This is a genomic window from Burkholderia sp. BCC0405 (genome assembly GCF_902833075.1).
Lineage (GTDB): Bacteria > Pseudomonadota > Gammaproteobacteria > Burkholderiales > Burkholderiaceae > Burkholderia.
Genome location: NZ_CADFEO010000005.1, coordinates 229,750 through 255,412, shown reverse-complemented (window position 1 = coordinate 255,412; position 25,663 = coordinate 229,750). Strand labels below are relative to the sequence as shown.

Below are 25,663 nucleotides of genomic sequence, written 5' to 3'. Positions count from 1 at the left end.
CCGCGCGCTCCTCCCCAGGTACGGTAATCCTCCCATGACCGCCTATGCCTTCCGCCTGCTGAATGTCTTCGCCGAATCCACGTTCGGCGGCAACCCGCTTTGCGTATTCGAAGATGCGCGCGGGATGGACGACGCGACCATGCGGGCACTCGCGGTGCAGTTCAACCTGTCCGAAACGACCTTCGTGCTGCCGTCGGAGCGTGCGCATGCGCGGGTTCGCATCTTCACGCCGGGCCATGAGATGGCCTTTGCGGGCCATCCGACGCTCGGCACCGCGCATGTCGTGCGCGACCTGCTGGGTACGGGCAACGATCTTGCGCTCGAATTCAAGGCCGGCGTGGTCGACGTCAACGCGCGCGACGACGTGTGGACGTTCACCGCGCCGCACGCAGGCATGCCGAAGACGGCGCCGTGCGAGTTGCCCGACGCCCGGATGGCGGCCGTGCTGGGATTGACGGAAGACGATCTGCTCGCACCGCCGATCTGGGTCGACACCGGCGCCGACCAGTTGCGGGTCGCGCTCAAGGATCCCGCCGCCGTACGCCGCGCGCAGCCCGACAGCGCATGTCTCGGCCTCTGGCCGACCAGCAGCCTCGGCCGCAAGACCGCCTATGTGTTCGCGTTCGATGCCGAGCGCCCGGGGACGGTGGTGTCGCGCTACTTCTTCGTGAAGCAGGGCAGCGTCTCGGAAGATCCGGGCACGGGGTCTGCGTGCGCGAATCTGGGCGGGTGGCTGCTTGCGATGAAGCGCGACCTGCCTGCCGCGTTTCAGGTCGCGCAGGGTGAAGCTGTCGGCCGGCCTTGCCTGCTGCGGTTGTCGGTCAGCGCAGCCGGTGAAATCGGCGTCGGCGGGCGCGTGATCGAACTCGGGCGCGGCGTCGTCAACGTGTAGCGGCGGCCGCGTTTGCTATGCTGCGCGCATCGCCAGCCCGAGCCGATTGCCGCCCATGAACGACCTCGCCCCCGACCTTGCACGCACACTGAGCGACGCCTGCGACGCCTGCTTCGGCACGACCGCCGTCTGGCCGCTCGTCGAGCGCGCGTATGGCGAGCCGCAACGCTACTACCACACGCTCGCGCACCTGGCCGAGCTGTTCGCGCATCTCGCGCCGTATCGCGCGGAACCGCTGTGGCCCGCGATCGAGCTCGCGGTATGGGCGCACGACTTCGTGTACGCGACGACGCTGCCCGATTATGCGGACAACGAAGCACGCAGCGCACAATGGCTCGTGCAGGTCACGAACGCACACTGCGGCGAATCGTGGTTGCATGCGCATGCATCGCACGTGCGCGTTGCGCACGATCTCGTGCTCGCGACGAAGTCGCACCGGCTGCCCGATACGTTCGCGTCCGACCCGGACCTGCAGCGCGCCGGGCGGATTTTTCTCGACGCCGATCTGGCGATCCTCGCGGCCGCGCCCGACCGGCTGCGCGAATACGACCGCGCGATTGCACGCGAGTGGGCGCAGGATCCCGATGCACCATCCGCGGCGTTCCGCGCGGGCCGCAGGCAGGCGCTCGAACATCTGCGCGCGCAGGTCCCGCTGTTTCAATCGGCGGAATTCGCGCCGCTCACGGCGCGTGCGCTGCGCAATCTCGATACGCTGATCGACGCGTACGCGTGAGCGCCGGGCGCGCCCGCGTGACCCCGCCCGCCTTGCCGCCGCCGGATCGGGCGAACTGACCTCCAAGTCATTGAACCGTTCGGGATCCTCTTGATTTCGATACGGCTACCGGCGTGGACCAAGATAAGCGTGACAAGGCCTGGCGTTCTGCCTCCAAGAATGATCTGCATCAAGATCAAGGGTATGCGATCAAGTAGAGACGCCCGCCTATAAACGGCGCTTCTTGGAGAGTCGCTGTCCGTCCCTCGAGAATCCATGTCGCCCGTAGAAGCGGCGACTGTAACTTGCGCGCGGCAAACCTTGAGTGGCGCCGTTCGAATGCGCCGATGGCCACCAGCTCGCTTGCAGCGATAGCCACCTCTTGTCGCGATAGACCGACACGCTTTGCGACGTCTCCCAGAAACAGCGTCTGCCAAGACACGAAGCCGAGCATCGGCACGACCATCAGCGCGAATTTGAAGGCCGTATCCGACACGCCGCTACGACCCACCTTGGCGAGGAACGCCTGCTCGATGGGCGACATCGGTTCCGGTGCAATACGCGCTGCGCGTCCGGAATCCGGGCCTCCATGCCCGTCTCCTTGATCATGCGCGTGCTCTATTGCTGAATGGTCGCATTCTTCAGCAAGCCGCCGACGAAGTCCGCGCTGGCCTTCTCAAGCGCCAGCGCCTGCAACTGCTGCTGAATCGTCGTCTTGACGGCGTTGAACGCCGGCACCTGCGTCGGCCGCTTCGCGTCGAGTTTCACAATCGCCCGCGCGCCGTCGACCGGAACGGAGTCGGGCGTCACAGCGCCGACCGGCAGCTTCTCGAGCACCTGGGCGATCGCAACCGGCAATCCGGACGTCTTGCCCTCCGCCGCCGGCGTCTTGAAACTCACCCACGGCAGCGCTCCGCCGGCATCGCGGCTCGGGGCGATGCTGTACTGTCGCGCGAGGCTGTCGAACGGTTTGCCAGCTTTCAGTTCGCTCAGCACGGTTGCGGCCGTCGCGACATCCTTGACAACGATCAGGCGCGGTTTGTATTCGTCCTTGCCGAGCGACGCGACAATCTCGTCGTAGCGTGCCTTGACGTCCGCATCGGTCACGGGCGCCGGCTTCACGTTGTCGCGCAGGAACAGCTGCGTCTCCGCATTGGCCTTCGCCGCCTGCATCGCGGCCCGCACCTCGGGCTTGCTCGCGTAATTCGCCTTCTCGGCCGCCTGCTGGATCAGCACGCGCGCGATCAGCTGATTCTTGATCGCCTGCCGGATCTGAGGGCTGTTCGGCTGCTTCGACGCCTGCAACACGGCATCGACTTCGGCATTCGTAATCGGTGTCCCGTTGACGGTTGCGACCGTAGTAGTCGCTGGCGCGGCTGCGGTTTGCGCCTTCGCTGGTACCGTCAGTTGCCATGCGATCGCCGTCGCGATCAGGATTCGATTGAAAGTCTGTTGCATGAATCGTCTTCCCACTGAATAAATAAGCGGCGATGAGCGAAGGCCCACCGCCCAATCCGTCCCGCCCGGGTCAACACGGGACGGCACGTTGCCCATTGCACTTCAAAACGCCAGGTTCGCGGTGCCGAGCACCAGCGTCGCTTTCGAGCCGAGCGATGTCGGCCGGCACAGCTGGCGCCCGGCGAGCAGTTCGCCCGACAGCTGCTTGCCGTGCCATTGCCATTGCGCGCGTAGTCCAGCACCGACGCCGGCCAGCGTCGGAAATCCCGGCACCGCGATCAGGTTCGCCTTGCCCGCGTCGAGAAACACATACGGCTCGACGCGCGCGTCATGCCACGCCGGTACGTTCACCCATGCCAGTTCGTTGCGTGCGTAGACGCCGCGGTCGCCGGCAATCTCGCCCGACCGAAAGCCGCGGATCGTATCCATTCCGCCGAGATAGAGCTGCTCCGAGCCGTAGAGCGCTACATTGGCCCACTGCCCGCCGAGCGCGCCGCGGTAAGCGAACTGCACCGCGCCGAGCTTTGGCAGCGGCAACGCATAGATCACTGTCGCATCGAGCTTCGTGAACTGGCTGTGTGCGTCGGTTTCATCGATATTGGGCGCATCGTGGTCCGCTTCGAGCCACGGCAGCCCCTGCGACACGCCTGCGTCGAGCGTCACGTTGCCGGCCGCGTCGTTCAGTGCGAACTTATGCAGCCAGTTCACGCCCGCGCGCAGCACCGCGAGACGCTGCGGGTCGAGGTCGATGCCGTTCACGACGCGGTCGGTGCGCCGCCACGACAATGTTGCGTCGAGGTTCACGACGTCCGCGAGGGTGCGGTCGACCGTGTAGTTCCACCCGAAAATATGCGACAGCGTGCGGCCGTACAGCAGCGCGGTCGTGCCGACCACCTGCTGGTACTCGGAATCGGACACCGTATAGCTGAACGTGTGGCGGCCGAACGGCACGGCGATCGAGCCGACCAGCGCGTTGCTGTCCTGGCTGTCGATGTAGTTCAGGCTCAACGACTCCTGCAAGCCGATCAGGTTGTCCGCTTCGATGCCGGCGCGGTAGCGTGTCACGCCGGTTGCCGAACTGCCGTAGTTGTCGACGCCGAGCGTCGCGTAGGTGCGATCGCCCGGCCTGTTGTCGATTTCGACGATCGAGTCGCCGGCGGCCTGGCCCGGCAGGATCTGGACCTGCGCCTGATTGCGCCGCAAACGGTTGATCTGCGCGACGCCCTGATCGATGTCCGACAGCCGTAACGGATCGCCGGGCGATGCCGGAAACGCGTTCTCGTAGCCGGCGTCGGTCAGCCAGCCGCCGCCGGCGGACGCCTCCCCTGCCTTCAGCCGATGAATCGGCTTGCCGTTGACCACAAAATCGGCGATCCGGCCGAGCTGGATCGTCACCGTCAGCGTGCCGGTGGCCAGGTTTTGCGGGCCGAGCAGCGCGCGCGTCGTCACCAAGCCTGCGCCGACGAATACATCGGTCAGGCGCTTGAGCAGCACGTTGATCCGGTGCGCACCGAGCTCGTGGCCGATGAATGGAGCGAGCGTCTCTTCCAGTGTTGTGCGCGATACGCCGCCCGGCGGCACGAACGGCTTGCCGTCCGGCGTGCGCAGCACGATCTGTTTGACCGCAAACGTCGGGCCAGACTCGACAATCGCATCGATCGGCGTGCCGGGTGGGATATCGAGGGTCGTTTCCGAGGTCGGCGCAATCGTGATCGACGCTGGCGGCTGCGAGAGTTGACGCTGGCGGGCCTGTTCGCGCTGCTGCTCGATCAGTTGCTGCGCCGGATCCTGGATTGGACGGGCCGCGGGAAGCGGCGCGGTCTGTGCGAACGCCGGTGCATGCAACATCGCGACGGCGGGAATCGCACCCAGCAAAATCTTGAGCGATACGCGCATCGTCATTCCTCGCAGGCGCGGGGCGTCGAGTGCGCCTTGGCTGGCGCTTCGAAGCAGGGAGGCGGCGCTGTCGACAGCACGAACACGAGTGCGCATCCGAGCGCGAACGCAACCAGCAACAGGATGCTCAGGATCGACCGTTTCATGTCAGCGCCACCAGTAGGTCGTGAGGCCCAGATGCTGGCCAATCTCGACCGGCGTGCGCGACGGCGCGCGCAGCGTGGTCGTCGTCCCGGCGACCGACACGCCCTTGCCGCCCGACAGATAGCCCCCATCGATCACCGCGTCGCCGGTCAGGCGGACCAGGCCGTCCGCTGTGAAGCCGCCGCCGACGTCGAAGGCGATCAGCTCCGCCCATGTACTGCCGAAAAATGCCTTGAAGCCGTGATCCTGGTTGATCGCCGAGTAGCCGGTCACGCCGGTTGCGTAGGTGATCGGTGCGGCAACGTTCAGGTTGCCCGTCGCGTAGACGGTGCCGCCGATGTCGCTCGCGGTCTTGCCGGCCTGAATCGCGATGTCGCCCCCTACGTGTGTTTGAGGATCGCTACTGGCCTGAATCGTGCCGCCGTATGGCGTGACCGTGCTCGACGCGCTCGCGTGGCAGAAGATCCAGCAGCTTTGCACGTAGCTCGCCTGGCCCGAGAACACCGCCGCATTCGTGAACGCGTTCTGCGCTGTGATCGTGATATCGCCGGCATTCGCCTGGATGACGCCGCCCGTGTTCGACACGTTGCGGCCCGAAATCGACACCGGGCCAGCCGTCGCGGCGATATAGGCGAGCTGGTCTGGGTGATTCACCGTCCCGTAGTCGACGTTCACGCCGCTCGTCGAATGCGTGAAGAACAGGAAACTGCCTCCGGTATCCGAATACGCGGCCGGCTGGCCGCCGTTGACGCCGCCAGAATGGTCGATCTGGTTCGACACGTCGCCCTGCGCCGTCAGCGTGACGCCCAGGTTCGACAGGATGCGCGCGTTGTCGTTGGTGATATTGCCTTGTGCGTTCAGCGAGGCCGCCCCGTTCGCGGCGAACACGATGCCGAGGTTCGAGGCACTCGAATCGTTCGTGATATTGCCGGCAGCCGTGAGCGTCACGTTGCCGCCGGTCGTGGTGCCGTTCTGCAGCGTTTCGCCGGCCTGAATCACGCTACCGGTGTTCGAAATGTCGGCGGTGCTCGTCAGGTTCACCACCCCTGTCTGAGCCGTCACGGTTGAAGGGCCGGTTGCGTCATCGGTCAGCACAATGCCGTGCGCGGCGATCGATACGTCGTTCGCCGCGGTGACTTGCGCGCCCTGCAACGACACCGCACCGGTGGTCGACAGCTGGACGTCGTGGTTCGCCTTGATCGAGCCATCCGCCACCGTGATGTCTCCGTTGCTCGTCACGACGACGTCGCCGGCGTTCGCGTAGAGCGCGCCGAGGCTGTGTACGCCCGCCCCCTGGTCGGTGACGATCAGCTGCACGCGGCCGGCGGTGAGGCCGCCGGCCGCCGTGATATCCACCGCGATACCCTTGCTGGTCGCGCCGGATGACGTCGCGCCGATCAGCCAGTCGTGGCCGTTATCCGACGGCGAGAAGCTCGTATCGTAGGTGGCGGTGCCGCTGCCTACGATCGCGCGGATGCCGCTCGTCGAGCTCGTGAAGCTGTTCGTGACCGGGCCGTTGACGTTGAGTTGCTTGGCGATCAGGTCGAGATTGACGATGTCGCCGGCCAAGCCGCCTTGGCCGATCGTGATCGCGCCTTGATTCGTGTTCAGCAGCACATTGCGCTGGAGCACGCCGGGCGCGAGCGTCAAGTCGTCGAAGCTGACCTGACCGGTCGACAGCACGACGTGGCCCGCATTCACGAAGCTGCCGCCATCGACCGTGATGCCGTTCGGATTGGCCAGGATCACGTTCGCGCGCGGGCCGAGCACACCGATCGCCCCCTGGATCAGCGACGGGTTCGTGCTCGTCACCTGATTGACGATCGTGCGCGCGTTCACGCCCGCATTGTTCAGGTCCGCGCCGGCCGACGACACGTTGAATGACGAATAGGTGTTGTTCGAGACGCCACCGATGGCCGGCGCGATGTTGACGGTCTGGTGGCCGTTTGTGCTGGTCGACACGGACGTCGCCGTACCGCCACTCGGAACAATACCTGCAGCACGTGCCGGGACACCCAAGCTCGCCCATAACAACAGCAGGCATAAAGGGATTTGTTTAATTCGCATAATCCCGCCATATCAGGGAAAAAATCCGGCACCGAAAAACCAATTTCATCGCCCTTCATGGACATGATTTCGGAAAATTAATTTAAAACATCCCAAGAGTATTTCTGAGAGAAAAATGGGCAGTACCAGCTGGCGTCAAAAAACATTTTTATCCGCCCCCACACAAATGTATTCAGCGCGCCGTTTCAAATCTTCTTGCGGATGGCCATCGTTGATCACTGTCGATACTTCACCCATTCCATTACACACAAGCCGCTCACGCCGACTTGTTTGTAATGGAATGCATATTACCGTCGCTTCGCCGCATCCTCTTCGCTTTTTAGTGTGTATTCGCAATCCTTTCCATATTCAGCCTCTAACCTTTCTTTTGCCTCATCCAAGTTTTCCGCAACCAAAGTAACCCGTCGACCCGGTTTATCCGGCCCATCAATCCAAATGATGGCATCGTAAACTTTCATAATTTGTCGCCCAATATCAATATCCTACTTATAGGGAGCCAAGCAAACCCCGCTGCCTCTTGTTCCCGATACTGCCGTGTTTGTGGCAAGGTGAGTTTGCACAGTCTGGGATAGTTGCAGATTCTCCACGTTCAATCCACTGCTGTTTGTGGCAACAAATTACAGCGACCACGTCCAGATTGACAAAACGACTACGGAACGTTTATCGGAAACATCCCGAGAATGTTTCTAAGGGAGAAATGGACGTCCCCGGCCGGCGTCCAGAAATGTTTCCGCTCCGCCCCCGCGCTGATGATCTCTGCACGTCGCTTTAACTCATCCGGCGGCAAGTCCTTATCGTTTACTGTCGATACTTCCTCTAGCTTATCGAGATCAACCGAAGACAGCCTCCCATCAAGCTTCCCAACCAAAAACTGATTGGTAAGCAGCGTCCACACATCATCGTTCAACCAGAAAATAAAGAGCGGAACACCGTACCCTCCGACCGCCTCCATGACTTTTCTCGCGGGCTGCTCGTTCGATAGCAGGAAATGCCGCCACGCATAGGTCTCCAGATGAAGCTTTCCGGCCCGCCACAGGATCCTATTTTCGTACCAGTTTGACTTTTTCATTTCTTTCCTACCGGAAACGTGATGATGTAATCACCGGAAGACCCGGGATTCATTGTGACGGTCCCGCCGTAAAGTGATCTTCCGCTCTGTGCGAAATTCTGCAGAAGTCCATCAAGCTTCGGGTTGGCAAGATATCCTGAATTTACCTCAACAGACGTTGCCCCCAAAGACCCCGCATAGTTCACCAACGTCTGAACGTCCGTGAAGCTCATCGAATTGGTGAGGCCAATTGTGACCTGCGCGACGCCGTTGCTGTTGACTGTAACCGCATTTAGGTTGACACCGAGATTCTGAGCCGCAGTATGAACAGCCGCCGTGTTTGGGGCTCCACCACCCATCACGCCCGGATTCACCGCAGCGGCAACGCCCGCTCCCGTGGCTTGCCCTGCCGTCTGCCCGATGTTCGCGCCCGACTGTTGATCCTCGCTATCCTGAACCTGCTCCTGCCCGGTGAGCGGCGAAACCGTAAATTTCGCCCCTTCATCTTGAAACGCCTCCTGTTCCCCAGCGCTTGCTGCACTATGCTCCGGGTTGTTGCCGATCGACTTGAACGACAAGCCATTGTTGATCGCTTCGCTTTGGGCTGCGCTGGCTGCCGCCGTGCCGTTCAACCCCAGCGCGCCGGCCGCAACTCCGCCGGCTAAGGTCGTCGCGCCCGCAATGGCAGCCCGTTGCGAATCGCTTAGCGAATTCGAGCCGCCTGCCGCATTCACCAGCGCACCGGACGTGACGGCACCAACTGCACCGCCCACCGCCGACGAGCTGCACCCCGTTCCGATTGCTGCACCCGCTGCACAGCCGAGCGCCGCGTGCTCCGCGATGTTCGTCGGCGACAGCGCATCGCTTGTTGCACCGATCGCGTTATTTGCAACCGCTTCGGCATCGTTGACCACGTTGTTCAACAGCGCCGTGCCAAAGCTGCCGCCCTCGATCAGGTTCTGCACGCCGGCACCGATCAGGCTTTGCCCAACGATGTTTTCCGCCGTGTTGCCGAGATTGGCCAACGTTGCGGCTGGTGTGCCCTGTGTGATGCCGTTACCGAGGTTCGCGATACCGGTCGGCCCCAGCAGCCCCTGCGTCAAGCCCGCCGTCAACGCCGTCACGCCGGCCGTCTCGAACGTCGTCTTCAGGTTGAGACTGCCTGTCGAGATCAACTGATCCGCCGCAGTGGCCGCCAACGCCGTCGTGCCAGCGGCCAATGCCGTGGCCGCCGCACTCCCGAGCACGCCCAGCAACGGGCTCGTCGCGGCCAGCATGATCGGATCGATCAGGCCGTTGTAGAACGCGAACATCTCCGGACCCAGTTCGACGGAGAGCACCACCGCTGCCACCATCCCGATGATCGACAGCGGATCGAACCCCGTGTCGTCGGCGATCAGGGTCGTCTGCAGGTTGTTGCTGACGCTCGACTGCACGAAGTTACCGCCGAGCTGGCTCTTCAGGTTCGCCAGCATCGCGGCGGTCGCGGCCGTGTTTTCGCTGCCGTCCGCGTTGGCTACTTGCAGCGCCCCGTCGATCTGGTCGATCGCCTGCGCGTTCAGGCTCAGATTCATGGCGGTCATGAACCCGCCCTGCTGCACCACCGTCCCGGTGGTTTGCAGCACGCCTTCGTCGACCTGGTTGTAGATGGTGCCGACGTTGGTCGAGCGCTGCTCGTCGGTCAGCGTGCCGGTGTTGACCGTGAGGTTCTGCGCCGACACGGAACCCGTGTTCAGGATGCTGTTCGCGTAGTTCAGCGCGACATTCGTCCCAGTAATCTCGCCGTCCGCGTTCACCACCGCGTAGTTCTGCGGCAACAGCACCTCGGGCATCAACGCCTGCACGGTCGGGCACGCGCCGTTGCCGGTTGCCGTGCACCCCGGCTCGGGCACCGTCTGCTCGACATACCACAGCATCGGCGCGTTGATCTGCGCAAGTTGCGCCTGGCTCAGTTGCGTGCCCAGCGCGACGTTGTGCTGCTCCGCGTATTGCAGCGCCGCACCGTACAGCGCCGCCGTATCCTGGTTGTTGATCGATGCCTGACTGGTGCTGTCGGTCGCGCTCGGCGTGCTATAGAAGCTGCTCTTGCCGGTCGCCTCGAGCGCCGCCTGTTCGACCTGCTGCGCCTGCGTGTACGGGTCGTAGTAGAACGGCACACTGCCCGGCTGCAGGTTGGCCGGCAATGCAGCAATCAGTGCCGCCGGCGACAACGAACCCACCACATCCGCCGCCGGATTGTTCGTCAGATACGACACCTGCACCGTCTCGCCCGAAATCGTCTTGACGGTCGTGCCGTTGGGTGCGTTCGACGTCGGCACGGTGGGCGCGACCGGCTTGCCCACGGTCTGCACGCCGATCGGCGTGTTCGATGGCAGCCCCGCCGCGCCCGTCACCGAGGTCGGCTGGCCGGCGAGCGTCGTCACGAGGCCCGCGCTGTTGACGGTCGTCTGCGCAGTCGACGGCACGGCCGGCGGCCCGAGCGAAATCACCTGCCCCGACACGGCCGGCGGCGGCGTATAGACGTTCGGATTCGTCAGCCCGTTCACGAGCGTCGCCCCCGTCAGGTTCACGGTCTGCCCGATCACGTTGCCGGTGTTGGTGAGCGTCGGCGAATTCACGGCCAGCGTGTTGCCCGCCTGAATCGTGCCCGGCACGAAATCCGGCAGCCCCACCGCATCCGGGAGGCCGGCGGGATCCTGCGGCGCGCTCGCACTGTACGCACTGCCGTACAACTGCGCGCACAACGAAGGGTTGTTCGCACATCCCCACGTCGCATACGGTGTCCCGTAGCGCGTGAAGCCGCTGCTCCAGTACGCGTACAGGTACTGGTTATCGCTCGCCGCACTGCCGCTCGCGTTGATCGTCACGTTGTTCAACGCCGTGACGAGGCTCCCGGTATTGCCAAAGGTCCCGGCGGTCAGGTTGACGTTGTGGTTCGCCGTGATCGTCGCGGGGCTCGCCGACTGCACGTCGACATACGCCTCGCAGTTGTACGTGCAGCCCGTATAGGGCGTTGCACTGCCGTAGTTCTGGTGGATCTGCACCGGCGCCGCGATCGTGTTGGTCAGCGTCGCGGCACTGATACTGACGTCGTTGCCTGCCTCGATCGCACCCGAGGTGTTCGTCGCGCTGCCTGCCTGCGTGAGCGCGATCGGCGCGCTCGACGTATCGGATGCCGTCGTGCCGGCTCCGCCGATCACGACGTTGCGCCCCGCCACCAGATTGCCGTAGGTATTCGAAACCGAGCCCGCGGCAATCACGACGTCGTTGCCAGCCGTCACGGTGGCGTTGGTCTGCTGGTACGCATACGTCTGCGAGTTCGGATTCGTCGTCGACAACGACGAGCAACCCGCGCTGTAGCCCGAGGCGCAACCGGCCGTGGTCGTCATCGTGCCGATGTTCGTGCCCTGGTTCGTGAAACTCGACGCGTTGATATGAACGTCGTTCGCCGCGGCGAGCGTCCCGGCGTTGGTCAGATTGCCGCCGGACAGGTTCAGGTCGTGACCGGCGACGATCTGGCCGGTCGCCCCTTGTACCGTCGTCGATGACGTGACCGACTGCACGGTCACAGCGCTGGGCGAGTCGAACGTGAACGAGGTCGGCGGCGTCGACGGGCCGGCCGCACAGAACTGTCCGTTGTCCCCCCCGCCGTTCGTGCAGCCATACGCCCCGCCCGCGTTGCCGCTGCCCCAGACGGATACGCCGCCGCCCGACTTCTGCATCGACAGCAGCCCGTTCATGAAAGCCGTCAGCGACGCGGTGTCGACCGTATCGGTGACCGTCGAGCTCGCGGACGAGCCACCGTTCGACAGCGACTGCACGTTCAGGTTGACGTCATGCCCGGCGCTGACGGTCCCGCTCTGGTTATTGAGACTGTTCGCGGTGAGATTCAGGTCATGGCCGGCCGCGATCACCGAATTGCCGGCGACGGCACCCGTCGTCGTGGTCGTTTCCGTCACGGTCGGAATCGTCAGCGTCGTGACCGGATAGACCGTACCGTCGCCATCGTTGGTCGGCACCGAGCCGCCCTGCACGTACCAGAGGTTGCTCGACATCGGCGTGTCGTGGCTGTTGTAGCCGACCAGCGTCGGCACCTGCACGTACTGGACCGTGCCCGAGGTCGCGACCGGCGCGGACTGCGGCCCACTCACGCCGATGTAGCCGACCCCGATGTTGGTATAGTTCGCGCCATCGGACCATCCGCTGGTCAGCGGCGGCACGATGCCCGTCACTGACAGCACACCGCCGAGCGTCGCCGGCACCGTCGTCGACACCAGCGTCAGGTAACCGCCGTCCGGCCCGATGTCGGTGATCCCGTAAACGGTCTCGGTGCCGATCACGGTCGACATCAAGAGCGGCGTGTTGAGGATGGTCTTCGTGGTGGTCGTCGTGTTCGTCGTCGACGAAGCCGCTGAGTTGTTGACGGCGGCCGCCGTGATCGACACGTCGTTGGTTGCGGTCAACGTGCCGCCGCCATTGTCCAGATTGCCGGACAGGTTCACGCTCAAGTTGCCGCTGCCCGCCGCACTGCTGCTGTTTCCGGCCCGCGTCGTGCCGTTCGAGTTGTCATAACTCGTCCCGGAGATCGTCAGCGTGTTCGCCGCCTGGACGGTGCCGGCATTGGACCCCGAACCGTTCAATGTGAACGCGTCGTTCGCCGTCACCGTGCCACTGGCCTGGTTCGCCAGCGACCCGTTGATCGTCAGGTCGTTGCCGTTGACGGTTCCCGAGTTGCCGACCGCACCGTTCAGGGTCAGCGAGCCCGTGCCTTGGTTGATCGTGCCGGCGTTGTTGATGCCGTTGGCCGCCGAAACCGTGACGGCCGTTCCCGGCAACGTCCACGTCCCGGCATTGTTCACCGACTGTGCGGAGAGGTTCAGTCCGTTGCCGCCGTTGACCGTTCCATAGCTGGCTGCCGATGGGTCGAGCGTCTGGTTCGGCAGGTTCAGCGTCGCGACGTTTTGCGCGAGTATCTTGCCGTTCGTGTTGTCGAACGACCCATTGCCGCCCGTGACGGTCACGGTCGTGTTGCCGACGGCGGCGGTCGGATGGTTGACGTCGCCCGAGAAAATGAGCCCGTTCCCGTTGCTCAAGCTACCGGTCGTCAGGTTCAGCGCGTTCGTCGCCAGCAATCCGCCCGAGTTGGTCGTCGCACCGGAAACAGTGAGGTTGGTCGTCGGCGCGTAGATCGTTCCCGAGTTATTGAGGTTCGTCGCCGTGACGTTCGCGGTCTGCAGCGACGACAGGCTGCCCGAATTCGAGACGGTCGACCCTGACACGTTCAGGTTGCCGGCCGCCATCTGCGTACCGACGTTATCGATCGTGCCGCCAGCGAGCGTCGCATCGCCCTTGAACGCGGCGGTACCGCCCGTCGTCAGGCTTTGCGTGCCAGTGATCTGCGTCGTGCCGCCGACCACCGCGTTCGCCGTCGTCACGTTCGCGCCCGACAGGGTCGCGTTGCCGCCGACCGACAGCGCCGGGGCGCTCGCGTTGAAAGTTTGGTTCAACTGCCCAGCCGACGTGTCGAGAGTGTTCGCGGCCGTCGCGGTCAGATTGCCGCCAACCGCCAGCCCTTGCGTCGTGATGTCCGTCGCCGTGAGGTTGGCATTCTTCGACGCGGTCGTTTGGCTGTTCAGCGTCAGGTTCTGCCCGGCATTCAGGCTCGCGTTGCCCGCCGTCGACACCGGGCCGGCAGCGGTGAGATTGCCTGCCTTCGCGTTGACTGCGAGATCGCCCAGGCTCGTCACCTTGCCCTGCGTGTTCACGTCCGTACCGGCCGTGATCGTGGTCGCACCGCCCGAGAGCGCATCGCCCGCGAGCATCGCGCTGCCGTTCGTCGCCGTCAGCGTGCTGGTGCCGACCGCCGTGGTCGCGCCGAGTGCCAGGTTCTGGCCAGCGATTGCACTCAGGTTGTTGCCGGTCTGGATCGCGCCGGAGACGGTGACATTGTTGCCGGCATTGAGCGACGTGTCGTTCGCGACGTTGATCGCACCTGTGCCATTGATGTTGCGGCCCGCCGTCACGCTCGCGTTGCCCGTGCCGTCGACCTCGAGGCCGCCGTTCAAATTCGCATCGCGCGCGGCGGTGATCGTCGCGGTCTGACCGCTCTGGAGGGTACCGGCGACCGTCGCGTCCTGCCCGGCATTGATGTTGACCGTGCCCGGCGTCGACACCGCGCCGGCCACCGATACGCTGCCCGCGCTCGACCCGATCGACGCATTGCCGGCACTGTAGACCGTCCCGCCCAGGCTCACGCCGTGCGATCCGCTCGCGTTCAATGTCCCGAGCGACACCACGTTGCCCGTCGTGCTTAAGGTGCCGCCGTTGGCCGCGAGCGTCATGTTGCCGACCGACGCGGCCGTGCCCTGCACGCTGGTGTTGCCGCCCGACGTTACGTTCAAGGCCCCACCGCTCGTCACGTTTCCGCCAAGCGTCGTATCTTGTCCTGCCTGGATCGTGACTGCGCCCGGCGCGGACACCGTGCCGCCGAAACTCGCGTTCGTGCCGGCCGTCGCATTGACCGTGCTGCCGCTCTGCACCGCGCCGTTCAGCGCGATCGCCTGGCCGGCATTCAGGCTGACGGCGCCCTGCGACGACGCGACATTGCCTTGCCCGGTAATCGAGCCGCTTTGCGCAGCGATCGTTACCGGCCCCTGCGCCTGCACCGTACCGCCGATCGTGGCGTTCTGGCCCGCCGTGACGGTAGCCGCACCGTTCGATTGCAGGTTGCCGTTGACCGCGGCCGAACCCGACGTCGCCGTCACGCTCGCATCGCCCACCGAGGACACCGACCCGTTGACGGTCGCATTGCGGGCGCCCGCGAGCGCCACCGTGCTACCGCCCTGCACCGCGCCGTTCACGGTCAGGTCTCGCCCGGCGCTCGCTGCAATCGTCCCCGGCGCGCTCAACGACGAATTGACGGTCAAGTCGCCGGTGCCGGTCGTCAGCGCGAGATTCTGGCCCGACACCGCGCCCACCGTCATCGAATTGCCGGCATTGAGCGATGCGTTTCCGTTCGCCGACACCGATGCGGCGCTCAGGTTGCCGCCGGCCGTCATCGTGACGTTCTGCCCGGCCGACACTGCGCCCGGTGCGCTGATGTCGCCGCTCGCCGTCACCGTGTAGTTCTGATTCGCGAGGCCCGTCCCTGCTAACGTCGTGTTGCCTGCGCTGGCCAGGTTCACGTTCTGGCTGGCAAACGTTTGACCGACGGATACGTCGCCGTTGGCTTGAACGACTACATTGCCGGCCGTCGCGGACAGCGGGCCCTGCATGTTCGCGCCGAGCCCGGCGGCGTTCTGAATGATGTAGATCTGACCGCTCGTCACGGAGCCGTACTGGCTCGCGTCGATCGCCAACCCGTTCGCCGTCGGGATGGCCGTCGCGTTGTTCGGCAGGCCGTTCGACGCGGTACCGTAGGTGACGCCGGTCGATCCGGATGCGGTGGGCGAGACGAGTTGGTTGCCGGTAATGATGTTCACGCGCTGATTGGCATTCAGCGGCGCATTCACGTTGATGGTTTGTGCGATGACGTCCAGGTTCCCCACCGTACCGGCGATACCCGCGCCCGGCGTGCCGTCGTTGCCCGGCGGCCCGTCGATCGTGATGTTTCCGCCGCTCACGTTGTACGCGACGGCACCCGCATTTGCAAAACTCGTCGGCGTGCCACCCACCCCGGTGAGGAACTGCGGCGTGCCCGTGGTCAGCGTGAGGTTGGAAATGTTGGTCAGCGCCGTGCCGCCCGGCACGCTGATGCCGTTCGGATTGGCAATGATCAGGGATGCAGAATTGCCAAAAATTTCCAAGGGCCCGCCCAGCACGGACGCGTACTGACTGCCGGTGGAGGTGACCTGCGCGAGGATGACCGAGGCAGTACGCCCAGCGAGATTCGGGTTCGCGCCGACCTGCCCGCCGATCAGCGAAGTCCCCGAGTAAAGGCTGTTATTGAAGATCAGGCCAGCGGGACCTGCCGAAAGGCTCTGGAACTGTGACGCGGAAATGCCCTGTGCGTTTGGCGCTGGAATATTGATAACCGGGACCCCGGCCGAGCTTTGCGTGACGGTTGGCTGGAATGGGATCGGCGCGTGCGGATCGACGATCGGTGCGGCATGGGCCACTTCGTCGGCCAAGAACACGGCCGGCGCGAAATACATCACGGCAATCATCACCGCGGCAATACAACGCATCCACACGGGTCGCGTGACATCGGCACACGCCGGACCAGCAAAGCGATAAGCCGTACACGCTGATTCGCGTGCCAGCTTGTGCTGCGCAATGCGTGCGACCCCGGCCCATTGCGTTGTCTTGTGACGCATGATCTCCGCCCCTGCGTAGGCTTATTGTTCGGTTGCGTCGGCCCAACGCCAACACAACCTTTCGCGGTTTGATAGTTTTACCGAGCGGAGCGTATCACCCGCAAAATTGACCGACAGTCAACAATCGTTAAGCATACCTTTCTAATTTATTTCAGAGTGATCCCATCGCAGAAATGCTCAAAAGCACTGACAAAATGAGTCGGGGCCTCTTGACCCGCCCCGCATTTTGTTAATCTCTTCGCTGTTTCGCCGATGAACTGGATCGTGACCGTAGGAGTCGATCTCGCCAAGAATATTCTTGGTTCAACGCGGAATTCCGGGGAACGCGGTGCGGATCTTGAGGAAGAAGTACTCCTCGTCGCGAGACCCATGGGCTCGACGCTTGATGACCTTGATGGTGTTTTCAGTATTGAGCGGATGGCGGCAACGGGCCACGATGCCGTGCCAGTAACCCTGCAAGCGCTCGGCGAATTTTTGCAGGGCAACAATCCCGCTTTGCCGAGCTGGTTCGAACCATTGACTCCAAGCCTTCTCCGCCCAGGCTGGCTTCCGATAGAACCAGAGCCGCTTGAATCCGTCGCGCAGCACGTAGACACATAACAGCGATTGATTGGCGGCCAGCAACTCCTTCAGGAGTACGACCTGCTCGGGCTTCAAGTTGTGGCGGTTACGCAGCGACAGCCAGCGACTGGACTTCGGAACCTTCCGGGCCGGCTTGTCATGTCGGAGTTGATTGGCCTGATCCACCCGCACCCGGTCGATCACCTCGCGACCGTATTTGGCCACGACGTGGTACAGATCGACGACGATTTCCGCTTGCGGGCAGTGTTCCTTGATCTCCAGCTCACAGGCCGCGGTCATGTCGATCGCGACCGCTTCGATGCGCTCGGCAACGCCCTCAGGCCACTGTTCGAAGAAGGTTCGAGCCGTTTCGCGCGAACGTCGGGGGCCGATCCAGAGCACCTGGCGGCCGATCGGATCGACGACCACTGTCGCATGGCGATGGCCCTTGTGAAGGGCAAATTCGTCCATCGCCAGATAGCGCACTTGCGTCCAATCGGGTTGCGCAATCCTGCTTACCAACCCAAGTCAGCCCCTGGCGCTTGATGAAAGACATAGGCCCCATGGACGTGTGGCCGAACGACTGGACCTGACGGTCCGGCAGAACGACCGGTGAACGCATTGCGCGCCGGCACCCCGCCCACGCGCACGCTCGCCGACCGCCACGAAGCAGCCGGCCGCCGCCCGTTCAAGGCTCGATCACACGCGGCGTCACGAGAAAGAGCCGCTCACTATGGCCGTCCTGCCTGTCGGTCGAGCGGAACAGCGCGCCGACGAGCGGCAGCTTCGACAGCACCGGTATGCCCGATTGCGTGCTCGAGCGCGCATCCACCTTGTAGCCGGCGATCAGCAACGCCTGCCCCTGCTCGATGAACGCCTGCGTGTTGATCTCGTTCGATACGATCACCGGAATGTTGTCGACCGTTTGCTGCGACAGCTCGCCGTCGACGATCCGCACGTCGAGCTTGATCTGCGTGTGCCCGCCCTCTTCGACGACCATCGGCAGCACGCGCAGCGACACGCCCGTCGAGATGCTGTACAGGTCGGCCGACGTGTAGCCCGCGACGCGCACGAAAAACTGCTTCTTGTTGTCCATCACCGCTTCGACGTTGTCGAGCGTCGTGACTTTCGGGCTCGCGTCGGTGCGCGCCTGGTTCGACGATTCGAGCGCGTTGATCCGCGCGAGCAGATAGCGGCCCGCGTCGCCGAGCACGGCCGTCAGCGACAAACCGAGCGGGCTCGCCGGCAGGCCAACCGAATCGTTGCCGGGCAGCGTGATCGAACCGAATGTCGGATTCAGCGAACCGTTCGCATACGAGTTCTGCGACGTGAGCCCCGTGCCCGTCTGCAGATCGATATGGCTGTTGTGCGCGCGCCAGTCGACGCCGATCTGCTTGAGCGCGCCTTCGTCGATCTGGATGATGCGCGCCTCGATCTCGATCAAGCGCGGCTTCACGTCGAGGAGCGCGATGAGGTCCGGATACTGCGCCATGTGTTCCGGCACGTCGCGCACGAGAATCGAGTTCGTGCGCGGATCCGCCTGGATCACCGGCAGGTCGGTCGACTCGCTCGCGCCCACCGGTACGCCGTTCGCACCGCCGCTCGCGTCGGGCCAGCCGGCGCCCCCCATGCGCGCCGCGCCCGGATTGGCGATCGCGGCGGCAACCATGCCGCTCGGACGCGGATCGGCGCCCTGACCGCCGAGGCCGCCGACCGGCATGCCCGCGCCATCGCCCGGCTGCGCGCCCTGCATGTACGGCGGCAGCGGCGGCAATTGCGGCACGCCGCCGCGCCCGCCGCCGAGATCCGTCATCGGCACGGCGCGGCTGATCGGCTTGCCGACCGTCGTCTGCGCTGCGTGCTTGCCGTCGCCCGGGTGATACATCCGGTTCAGCAACGACGCGACGCCCGGCATCGTCACCGTCTTGCCGTCGACGTTGACGTCGCGGTCGGCGGCCCACGCGTGCTTCAGCGAGAACACGCGGATCGTCGTGCCGCCCGTGCGCGCGGAATTTTCGTCGAGCCGCGCGGCGACGCTCGTCACGAGCTCGACGTAACGCGGCGGCCCCGCGACGAGCGCGGTGCGCTGCTGCGCGTTGTAGGTGACCGGATAGCGCGGATCGGCGACCTTCATCTGCTCGAGCAGATCCCGCAGGTCGCCCATGTTCGCGTGATCGAGCTTGACGAGCGTGCTCTTCATGTCGCTCGCGGGCGTCACGTACAGCACGGTGCCGTCGTAGTACCAGACGAAGCCGAACGACGCGGAGAGCGTGTCGAGGAAGCGCTGCGGCGACATCTTCATCTTGCCGCTGACGGCGCCGCTTACGCCGGGCGCGACGTTCGCCGCGATGTTCTGGCTCGCGGAGAGGTCGCGCAGCACGTCCTTCACGTCCTTGCCTTCCGCCGCGTACTGGATTTCGGTGCTGCGCCAGCGGATCGGCGCGGCATCGGCGGAAAGGCTCGCGAGCGAGCACATCAGGGACAGCAAAATGGAAATCGTGGCCTTCATGGGTCCGTCCGGTGAGGACGCGCGGCCGTCGGTCGGACAGGCGCGCGCCGCGAATGGGAGACCCGTGCAGTTAACCGCATCCGGGCGCGGCGGCGGCCGCGCGCGGCGAAGGTCCGTTCAATAGAACGAATTGATGGTCCAGCCGGTTGCGAGCGGCGTCTGGAGGAAGGTCTGGCCGCCGCCGCAATAGGAGGACGTCCACGGCGTCTTCGCATAGCCGTCGTACGTCGCCCATTTGCTCGAAAGCCTGACCGTGTATCCGCCGCGCGGCTCGGCGGCCACGTTCAGCGTGACGTTGATCGTCGCGGCGTCTTCGCGCAATTTCGGCGACTGCGCCTCGTTGTGCGCGATCACCTTGTCGCCCTGACGGTCGATGACTTCGACGACCAGGCGCATCTGCCCTTCCCGCCCCTTCAGGTCGCAGGTCGCATAGCTCATGTGCATGTATGCGCTCACCGCGATCAGCCCGTTGTTGGTGAGCTTCACCGGCCGCTCGATCGTGTACGTGTACGTGCCGTCCCGTTCGTAGGTGATGAGCGGCGGATTCGGATACCCGCCACGGTAGGTGAACCCGCACGAAAAATCGCTCGCGCCAGGCGTCTCCATCAGGATCGCGCATGCCGTGTCGGTGCCGCCGATCTTGATCCCTGACTGCGGCAGCCACTTGCCGTCCTGGCATGACAGCACTTGTCCGTCCTGGCCCATCGATATGAGGCCGGCAGTTGGACGATCTGCGTCGGGCGCGCACGGCGTGTTGACGACGACACGCCCGGTGATCTCGTACTGGTTCGCGGAAACGACGCCGGGCACGATCAGGTTGTCGTTCCGATCGACCGCAAGCGCCTGCCAGGCGGCGCCCGTCCACGCATAGGCGCGGAATGTGTCGAGCGTGAGGCGCACGTCGCCTTTCTCGTTCGATGCATCGGTGGGGAGATCGTTGGTTTTTTCGACAGGATCCTTCCAGTGGCCGCCAGCGCCGCGCCACACGCCGCTCTTGCAGCTCAGAAGATTGCCGAATGCGTCCGCGCCAAGCTTGCCGTTCGTGAAGTTGCCGGCCGTTCCGCAGTTCGCCGCGTCGGGGTTGCCGTCCGTGAACGTGTGCGTGAGCCAGATCGGCACCTGCATCGCGTTCGCCTCCGGATGGCCGCCGACGCCGACGCGGTACAGGTAATCGCTGTTGATCTGCTGGCCCGGGCCGTTGAAGAAGATCTCGTTCGCGAGGTGTCCCGCATTCGGCGGCGTGGCGCCGTTCGGACCGCAGGTTGGCGAACTGCCGCCGAGAAACGTGCCGAGCGGCATCCGCCACGCGTCGAATGCGCCGCGCGCCTCATTCGGAAGCGCCCTGCTGATCGAACCGCCGCCCGGCCCCGCACTCGCGGCGACGAGCCCGAGTTCCTTGTCGCCGATCGTCTCGCCGCCGGTCGTCACGACCAGCGCGTCGAGCCCGGTGCCGAGCGCGCTCCGCTTGACGAGTACGCACGTGTTCTGGCCGTATGCATTCGTCGGCCGAAGCGCTGCAGGCAGATCATTCGTCGCCTGCAGATCGGCGAGCTTCATCACGATGGGCGTCTGCTGGTTCGCGCGCTGCAGCCAGGCATCGTAATCGCGCTTCAACGCCCGCGTGGCGGCGGCCGTCACCTGCGCCTGGTATTGCGCGGCCTGCTCCGCACGCACGTCGTCCAGCGACGAATCGATCATCATCGCGATGCCGGCGAGCATCACTGCGGCGATCGCCAGCGCGCCGAGCACCTCGATCAGCGCGATGCCGCGCGCGCGGCGACGGGAAGACTTGAAATGCATCAGTACGCTTGCCCCATCCAGACCGGCATGCCGTTCGCAATCTGCAACCCGGCGGGCAGCGGCACGCCGCTCACCGGCGCGTTCGGATTCGCGTTGCCGGGGCGCACGACCGCATTGCGATACGCGACGCCCGCGAACAGCGAACCGTCGGCGAGCGTCGCGATTTCGCCGGTGATGTTGACGGACGGCGCCGCCGACGCATACGCGACCACGGTGCCGTCCATGACGTAGTTGCGCCATAGCGGGTTCGCGCCCGGATACCACGCCGGAAACGGCAGCCGCGTATTCGGCACCGCGCCGCGCGTGCCGGGATGCACGCGTGCGTAGTCAAGCGTCGCCTGCCGGTAGATGGCGAGGTTTTCGGCAAGCGCTTGCGCGGTGCGCGCCGGTTGCAGCGCGGAAATGGCGGACGGGTCTTGCAGCGTCGCATAGACAGCGGCGATCGACGCGAAGGCCAGTGCGGCGGCGAGGGCGTACATGAATGACGTGGGTGATGGCGAATGAGTCTGGTGGTGTCAGTTCGACGTCCAGACAATGGTGGCGTTGTCGGTGCAAGCGCCCGTCGCAGTGTTCGGCGAGACCGGATAATCGACGGACTTTTCGCCAATCTTCGCCGATTTCCAGTTTCCGCCGGCCGTCAACGTGTTGACGCAGACTTCTCTCGGCACCCGCGTGTAAGCGACTGTGAAAGTCTGGCCCGCACCGGTCACAGTCACGGTCCCTCCCCACGTATTCGAAACACCGCCGTTGCCGTCCTGTGTCAGCGTCCCCGGAAACACCTTCGCCGCACTCAAATTCGCGTTCATCGAATCCGAGCCGTAGTTGTTCACCTGCCCCATGTAAAGCTTTTTGGTGCCCGTCTGAATCGCATTCAGATCTTCAGTCAGCCGATTCGTATTCGCGCTCGAAAACGCCGACCCGAGCAGCGCGATCGCGCCGACGATCACGATCGCCGCGACGCCGAGATACGCGATGCTTTCGAGCAGCGACGCACCGCGCTCCTTGCGGTGCCTCCGGCAGAACGCCGGTAGGTGTCGATAGGCGGGAGGGATGGCGAGTGGTTTCATAGTGTGTTCTCCTGAATTGAAAATGCGCGACGTCAATGCATCGCGCGCGTCATCGTGGCGATTTCCTGCTGGATGCCGAAGAAACCCGTCACGAGCCAGCCGATCACCATCGCGAGCGCGACGATCGCGACGCCGTTCAGCACGCGCATCTGCGCGGTAATCCGCGCGACGCCCTCTTCGAGCCATTCGTCGGCGAGCATCTTGAGCGCCGCGTCGAACCCGCCGTATTCGGCATAGATGCACAAATCCTCGACGATCTCGCGCGACGGAAACTGATAACCGGCGTTGAGCAGCGCCTCGCCGGCGTTGAGGCCCGACTTCACGCCGACCAGCGTGTCGTCGATCCGCTCGCGCAGCCACGGCTCCGCGACCGCGCCGATCTTGAGCAGCGCCCGCTCGACCGTGACGCCCGACGCCTGCAGCGCCGCGAACGCGATCAGGAAGCCGCTGCCCGTGACGAGCCGGTAGATCGAATACGGCGGCACGCGATCCGCGTAGATGCGCAGCGGCCCGCGCCAGCGCGACAGCGACCACGCGAGCGCGGCGAGCACCGCGACAAGCGCCGCGACGACGACGAGCATCCAGCCCTGCACGAACAGCGACATCAGGTACAGCGAGCGAGCGGCGCCACGCCAGTGCGCCGGATCGGCGATCTGCGCGAACTTCGGGATCACGTGCGTGCCGAACAGATACAGATAGCCGATCACCATCACGACGAGCCCGACCGGATACGCGACGCCGCCCGTGACCGCGCTGCGGATCTTGCGGCCCGACTGCACGATTGCGGCGACCGACACGAGCGCGTCCTCGATGCGCCCCGCCTGCTCGCCCGCCGCGACGATCATCTGCTCCGTCGCGGGCACCCATGCCTCCATCGCCTCCGACAGCATCCGGCCGTTCTGCACGGCGAGCCGCCAGTCGGACAGCACGATCGCGAGCGGCTCGCGCGGCTTGTGCCCCTCGCGCGACGCGCGCCATTCGAGCTCCTCCAGCACCTTGAGAAGCGGCAGCCCGTTGCCGAGCATCTTCGCGATCTTCCGATAGACGCGCAGCCGCTCGTCGGCATTCAGGCAGAACCTCGCCCAGCGGCGATTCAGCTCAAGTGCCATAGCTGAATCCGACGAGCGACAGTTGCTGTCGCGCTTCGCCCGCAACCGGGGCGAGCGTGCCGACGACGCGCTCGACGCCTCGCGGATCGACGAGCCCCGCCGCAACCTTGCGCAGCGCGTGCTCGCCAAGCGTCATCCCGCCGCGCGTGCCGGTCCAGTACTCGAGCGCGCCGACCTTGTCGCCGTCGCGCAGGAATTCGAACAGCCGCGCATCGGGCAGGATCACTTCGGCGACGACGGTGCGGCCGATCGTGCCGACCGTGCGGCAGTGCTCGCAGCCGTCGCCCGCGATGCACACGTCGTGCATCCGGCTGTCGAGCGCGAGCCGCAGCCGCGCGAACAGGCCCGGCTCGATCCGGTCCGGATGATCCACGAGCCGCAGCTTGCAATGCGGACACAGCAGCTTCACGAGACGCTGGCTGATGAGCCCGGAGATCACCGTGTGATCGGTGACCATCCGCGCGTGCAGGCCGAGATCGATCAGGCGGTCGGCGATCGCGAGCGCGCTGTTCGCGTGCACCGTCGTCCACACCTGGTGGCCCGTCATCGACGCGCGCAGCGCCGTCTGCCCGGACGCGCGGTCGCGGACCTCGCCGATCATGATCGTGTCCGGATCGAGCCGCATCGCGTTCGTGATCGCCGCCGCGAACGCGAGCGCGCGCGCATCCTCGGTCGGCGCGTTCGCGACGGGCGTCTGTACCGCGCCGTCGATCGGATATTCGATCGGGTCCTCGACCGTGATCACGTGCCGGCTGCCGCCCGACTCGTCGATCTGCGCGGCGAGCATCCGCTGCAGCGTCGTCGATTTGCCGGAACCCGTCGGGCCACTGATGATGTTCATCCCGTGCGGCTGTGCGCGCAGCGCACGGAACGCCGCGACGTGCTCGGGCGCGAAGCCGAGCGCCGCGAGATCGGTCGCGTCGCCCGCATCGTTGTACAGGAGCCGCAGCACCATCAGGCTGCCTTCGTTGGTCGGCGTCGTCGCGATCCGCACGCCGTACAGATCGTCCGGCAGCTTGTCGCGATCGCCGATGCTCGCGTCCTGGCGTTCGCTCGGCCGGTAGCTGTTGTCCGACACGGTCGTCATCGCGCCGTACAGCGTCGCAAGCAGCCGCTCGCCGTGCTCGCGCGTGTGCTCGTTCACGCGCATGAGCTCGTTGTGGATCCGGAAGTAGACCTCGGTGCTGAAGCGGCGCACGCGGATATGGATGTCCGATGCGCGATCGCGGCACGCGCGGCCGATCAACTCCTTCGCGAGCACCTGCATCACCGTGTGATCGAGCCGCTCGCCGCCGCCCGCGGCGTTCTGCCGGTACGCCTCGCGCACCTGCATCAGCGTCGCGGGCGTCGGCCGGTACGGCCGGCCCATCCGGTCGAGCCGCGCGCGATACGACAGCACGAACGGATTCATCTCGTGGCCGTCGGCAATCAGGAGACGCCCGTCGTCGAACAGGCAGACGAACTTGCGTTCCTCGACGCTCGCGGCAAAGTCGCCCGCTTCGCTGACGGCGCGCGGGCCGCGCGGCGGCGCGGCATCGCCGCCGGCGGGCAGCGCCGCGCGCACGGGCGGCGCGTCGGGTCGTTGCGCGGCGTGGCTCATGATCCGCTCGCCGGCAGTGCGGGCAGCATCGGCGGCAGCGCGGCCGGGTCGGCCGGCAGCGGCGGATTGCCGGCGTACGACGGCGACGCCGTCGACAGCCTCGTGGTGCGCCCGCGATTCGACACGACGACCGCACGCGGCTCGATCGCGACGACGCGTCCACCGTCCGGCAGCGCGTCGCCGCGCTGCACTTCGAATTCGGCGCCGCCGTTCATCCGCAGCGTCGCGAACGCGCGCTTGCCGACGCCTTCGATCGCCGTCACCGCGAACTGCCCGGCCGGCGCGCCGCCGCGCACGCGCGCGAGCTGCGCGGATCGCTCGGCAACCTGTTGCTCGGTCTCGAGCTTCTTCAACTGCGCCTGCAGTAGCACCGTCTCGCTTTGCAACTGCGTGAGCCGCGCGGCGGTCGCGCCGTCGTCGCCGGACGACACCGGCCCCGCCGCGCGCACGGCGCCGGCGAGCACCGTCAGGCCAAGTGCGCACAT

The 25,663-nt window shown here is 65.2% G+C and carries 17 protein-coding genes and 1 pseudogene; 2 read left to right on the top strand and 16 right to left on the bottom strand.

From position 1 onward, the window contains the following. The first annotated feature begins 34 nt into the window (after window positions 1-34). Both HWX36_RS10535 and HWX36_RS10530 read left to right on the top strand, forming a co-directional pair. The gene (locus HWX36_RS10535) at window positions 35-892 is read left to right on the top strand and encodes a PhzF family phenazine biosynthesis protein (RefSeq protein ID WP_175952034.1); all 858 of its coding nucleotides are present in this window, start codon (window positions 35-37) and stop codon (window positions 890-892) included. Between the two features lie 55 nt (window positions 893-947). Continuing rightward, entirely contained in the window at window positions 948-1,625 is a 678-nt protein-coding gene (locus tag HWX36_RS10530) for a hypothetical protein (RefSeq protein ID WP_175952033.1), read from the top strand. A gap of 175 nt (window positions 1,626-1,800) precedes the next feature. On the opposite strand, the gene HWX36_RS10525 is transcribed toward HWX36_RS10530, so the two are convergent. From HWX36_RS10525 to pilP, 16 genes and pseudogenes are all read right to left on the bottom strand, one after another. Then, window positions 1,801-2,148 (bottom strand): hypothetical protein, encoded by a 348-nt coding sequence (locus HWX36_RS10525; RefSeq protein WP_175952032.1) that lies wholly within the window; start codon window positions 2,146-2,148, stop codon window positions 1,801-1,803. A 74-nt stretch (window positions 2,149-2,222) separates the two neighbouring features. Beyond that, entirely contained in the window at window positions 2,223-3,062 is an 840-nt protein-coding gene (locus tag HWX36_RS10520) for a peptidylprolyl isomerase (protein WP_175952031.1), read from the bottom strand. A 102-nt stretch (window positions 3,063-3,164) separates the two neighbouring features. After that, a complete protein-coding gene (locus tag HWX36_RS10515; protein ID WP_175952030.1) occupies window positions 3,165-4,964 on the bottom strand; it encodes a ShlB/FhaC/HecB family hemolysin secretion/activation protein in 1,800 nt (599 codons plus the stop codon). After that, window positions 4,961-5,104 (bottom strand): hypothetical protein, encoded by a 144-nt coding sequence (locus tag HWX36_RS10510; protein WP_175952029.1) that lies wholly within the window; start codon window positions 5,102-5,104, stop codon window positions 4,961-4,963. Before HWX36_RS10510 ends, HWX36_RS10515 begins: the two co-directional genes overlap by 4 nt. Before the next feature lies 1 nt (window position 5,105). Further along, window positions 5,106-7,169 (bottom strand): filamentous hemagglutinin N-terminal domain-containing protein, encoded by a 2,064-nt coding sequence (locus tag HWX36_RS10505; protein ID WP_175952028.1) that lies wholly within the window; start codon window positions 7,167-7,169, stop codon window positions 5,106-5,108. A 287-nt stretch (window positions 7,170-7,456) separates the two neighbouring features. Continuing rightward, entirely contained in the window at window positions 7,457-7,627 is a 171-nt protein-coding gene (locus tag HWX36_RS10500) for a hypothetical protein (RefSeq protein WP_175952027.1), read from the bottom strand. A gap of 191 nt (window positions 7,628-7,818) precedes the next feature. Then, the gene (locus HWX36_RS10495) at window positions 7,819-8,238 is read right to left on the bottom strand and encodes a hypothetical protein (RefSeq protein ID WP_175952026.1); all 420 of its coding nucleotides are present in this window, start codon (window positions 8,236-8,238) and stop codon (window positions 7,819-7,821) included. After that, the gene (locus tag HWX36_RS10490; protein WP_244136368.1) at window positions 8,235-16,403 is read right to left on the bottom strand and encodes a filamentous hemagglutinin; all 8,169 of its coding nucleotides are present in this window, start codon (window positions 16,401-16,403) and stop codon (window positions 8,235-8,237) included. Before HWX36_RS10490 ends, HWX36_RS10495 begins: the two co-directional genes overlap by 4 nt. 432 nt (window positions 16,404-16,835) lie before the next feature. Then, a pseudogene (locus tag HWX36_RS10485) lies at window positions 16,836-17,609 on the bottom strand (ISL3 family transposase); the annotation flags it as partial. Between the two features lie 172 nt (window positions 17,610-17,781). Next, entirely contained in the window at window positions 17,782-19,602 is a 1,821-nt protein-coding gene (sctC, locus tag HWX36_RS10480; RefSeq protein WP_175952025.1) for a type III secretion system outer membrane ring subunit SctC, read from the bottom strand. 117 nt (window positions 19,603-19,719) lie between these two features. Beyond that, a complete protein-coding gene (gene pilV / locus HWX36_RS10475) occupies window positions 19,720-21,402 on the bottom strand; it encodes a shufflon system plasmid conjugative transfer pilus tip adhesin PilV (RefSeq protein ID WP_175952024.1) in 1,683 nt (560 codons plus the stop codon). After that, window positions 21,402-21,881 (bottom strand): type IV pilus biogenesis protein PilM, encoded by a 480-nt coding sequence (pilM, locus tag HWX36_RS10470; protein ID WP_175952023.1) that lies wholly within the window; start codon window positions 21,879-21,881, stop codon window positions 21,402-21,404. The genes pilV and pilM overlap by 1 nt, the downstream gene beginning before the upstream one ends. Before the next feature lie 36 nt (window positions 21,882-21,917). Then, on the bottom strand, window positions 21,918-22,469 hold the full coding sequence (locus HWX36_RS10465) for a type 4 pilus major pilin (RefSeq protein WP_175952022.1): 552 nt from the start codon (window positions 22,467-22,469) through the stop codon (window positions 21,918-21,920). 32 nt (window positions 22,470-22,501) lie between these two features. Then, the gene (locus HWX36_RS10460; protein WP_175952021.1) at window positions 22,502-23,578 is read right to left on the bottom strand and encodes a type II secretion system F family protein; all 1,077 of its coding nucleotides are present in this window, start codon (window positions 23,576-23,578) and stop codon (window positions 22,502-22,504) included. Continuing rightward, a complete protein-coding gene (locus tag HWX36_RS10455; RefSeq protein ID WP_175952020.1) occupies window positions 23,568-25,178 on the bottom strand; it encodes an ATPase, T2SS/T4P/T4SS family in 1,611 nt (536 codons plus the stop codon). The genes HWX36_RS10460 and HWX36_RS10455 overlap by 11 nt, the downstream gene beginning before the upstream one ends. Further along, window positions 25,175-25,663 (bottom strand): type IV pilus biogenesis protein PilP, encoded by a 489-nt coding sequence (pilP, locus tag HWX36_RS10450; protein ID WP_175952181.1) that lies wholly within the window; start codon window positions 25,661-25,663, stop codon window positions 25,175-25,177. Before pilP ends, HWX36_RS10455 begins: the two co-directional genes overlap by 4 nt.

Bases quoted from the DNA above. Each gene is read 5' to 3' on its own strand.
- HWX36_RS10535 (WP_175952034.1), top strand. From the start codon at position 35: ATGACCGCCTATGCCTTCCGCCTGCTGAATGTCTTCGCCGAATCCACG.
- HWX36_RS10530 (WP_175952033.1), top strand. From the start codon at position 948: ATGAACGACCTCGCCCCCGACCTTGCACGCACACTGAGCGACGCCTGC.
- HWX36_RS10525 (WP_175952032.1), bottom strand. From the start codon at position 2,148: ATGTCGCCCATCGAGCAGGCGTTCCTCGCCAAGGTGGGTCGTAGCGGC.
- HWX36_RS10520 (WP_175952031.1), bottom strand. From the start codon at position 3,062: ATGCAACAGACTTTCAATCGAATCCTGATCGCGACGGCGATCGCATGG.
- HWX36_RS10515 (WP_175952030.1), bottom strand. From the start codon at position 4,964: ATGACGATGCGCGTATCGCTCAAGATTTTGCTGGGTGCGATTCCCGCC.
- HWX36_RS10510 (WP_175952029.1), bottom strand. From the start codon at position 5,104: ATGAAACGGTCGATCCTGAGCATCCTGTTGCTGGTTGCGTTCGCGCTC.
- HWX36_RS10505 (WP_175952028.1), bottom strand. From the start codon at position 7,169: ATGCGAATTAAACAAATCCCTTTATGCCTGCTGTTGTTATGGGCGAGC.
- HWX36_RS10500 (WP_175952027.1), bottom strand. From the start codon at position 7,627: ATGAAAGTTTACGATGCCATCATTTGGATTGATGGGCCGGATAAACCG.
- HWX36_RS10495 (WP_175952026.1), bottom strand. From the start codon at position 8,238: ATGAAAAAGTCAAACTGGTACGAAAATAGGATCCTGTGGCGGGCCGGA.
- HWX36_RS10490 (WP_244136368.1), bottom strand. From the start codon at position 16,403: ATGCGTTGTATTGCCGCGGTGATGATTGCCGTGATGTATTTCGCGCCG.
- sctC (WP_175952025.1), bottom strand. From the start codon at position 19,602: ATGAAGGCCACGATTTCCATTTTGCTGTCCCTGATGTGCTCGCTCGCG.
- pilV (WP_175952024.1), bottom strand. From the start codon at position 21,402: ATGCATTTCAAGTCTTCCCGTCGCCGCGCGCGCGGCATCGCGCTGATC.
- pilM (WP_175952023.1), bottom strand. From the start codon at position 21,881: ATGTACGCCCTCGCCGCCGCACTGGCCTTCGCGTCGATCGCCGCTGTC.
- HWX36_RS10465 (WP_175952022.1), bottom strand. From the start codon at position 22,469: ATGAAACCACTCGCCATCCCTCCCGCCTATCGACACCTACCGGCGTTC.
- HWX36_RS10460 (WP_175952021.1), bottom strand. From the start codon at position 23,578: ATGGCACTTGAGCTGAATCGCCGCTGGGCGAGGTTCTGCCTGAATGCC.
- HWX36_RS10455 (WP_175952020.1), bottom strand. From the start codon at position 25,178: ATGAGCCACGCCGCGCAACGACCCGACGCGCCGCCCGTGCGCGCGGCG.
- pilP (WP_175952181.1), bottom strand. From the start codon at position 25,663: ATGTGCGCACTTGGCCTGACGGTGCTCGCCGGCGCCGTGCGCGCGGCG.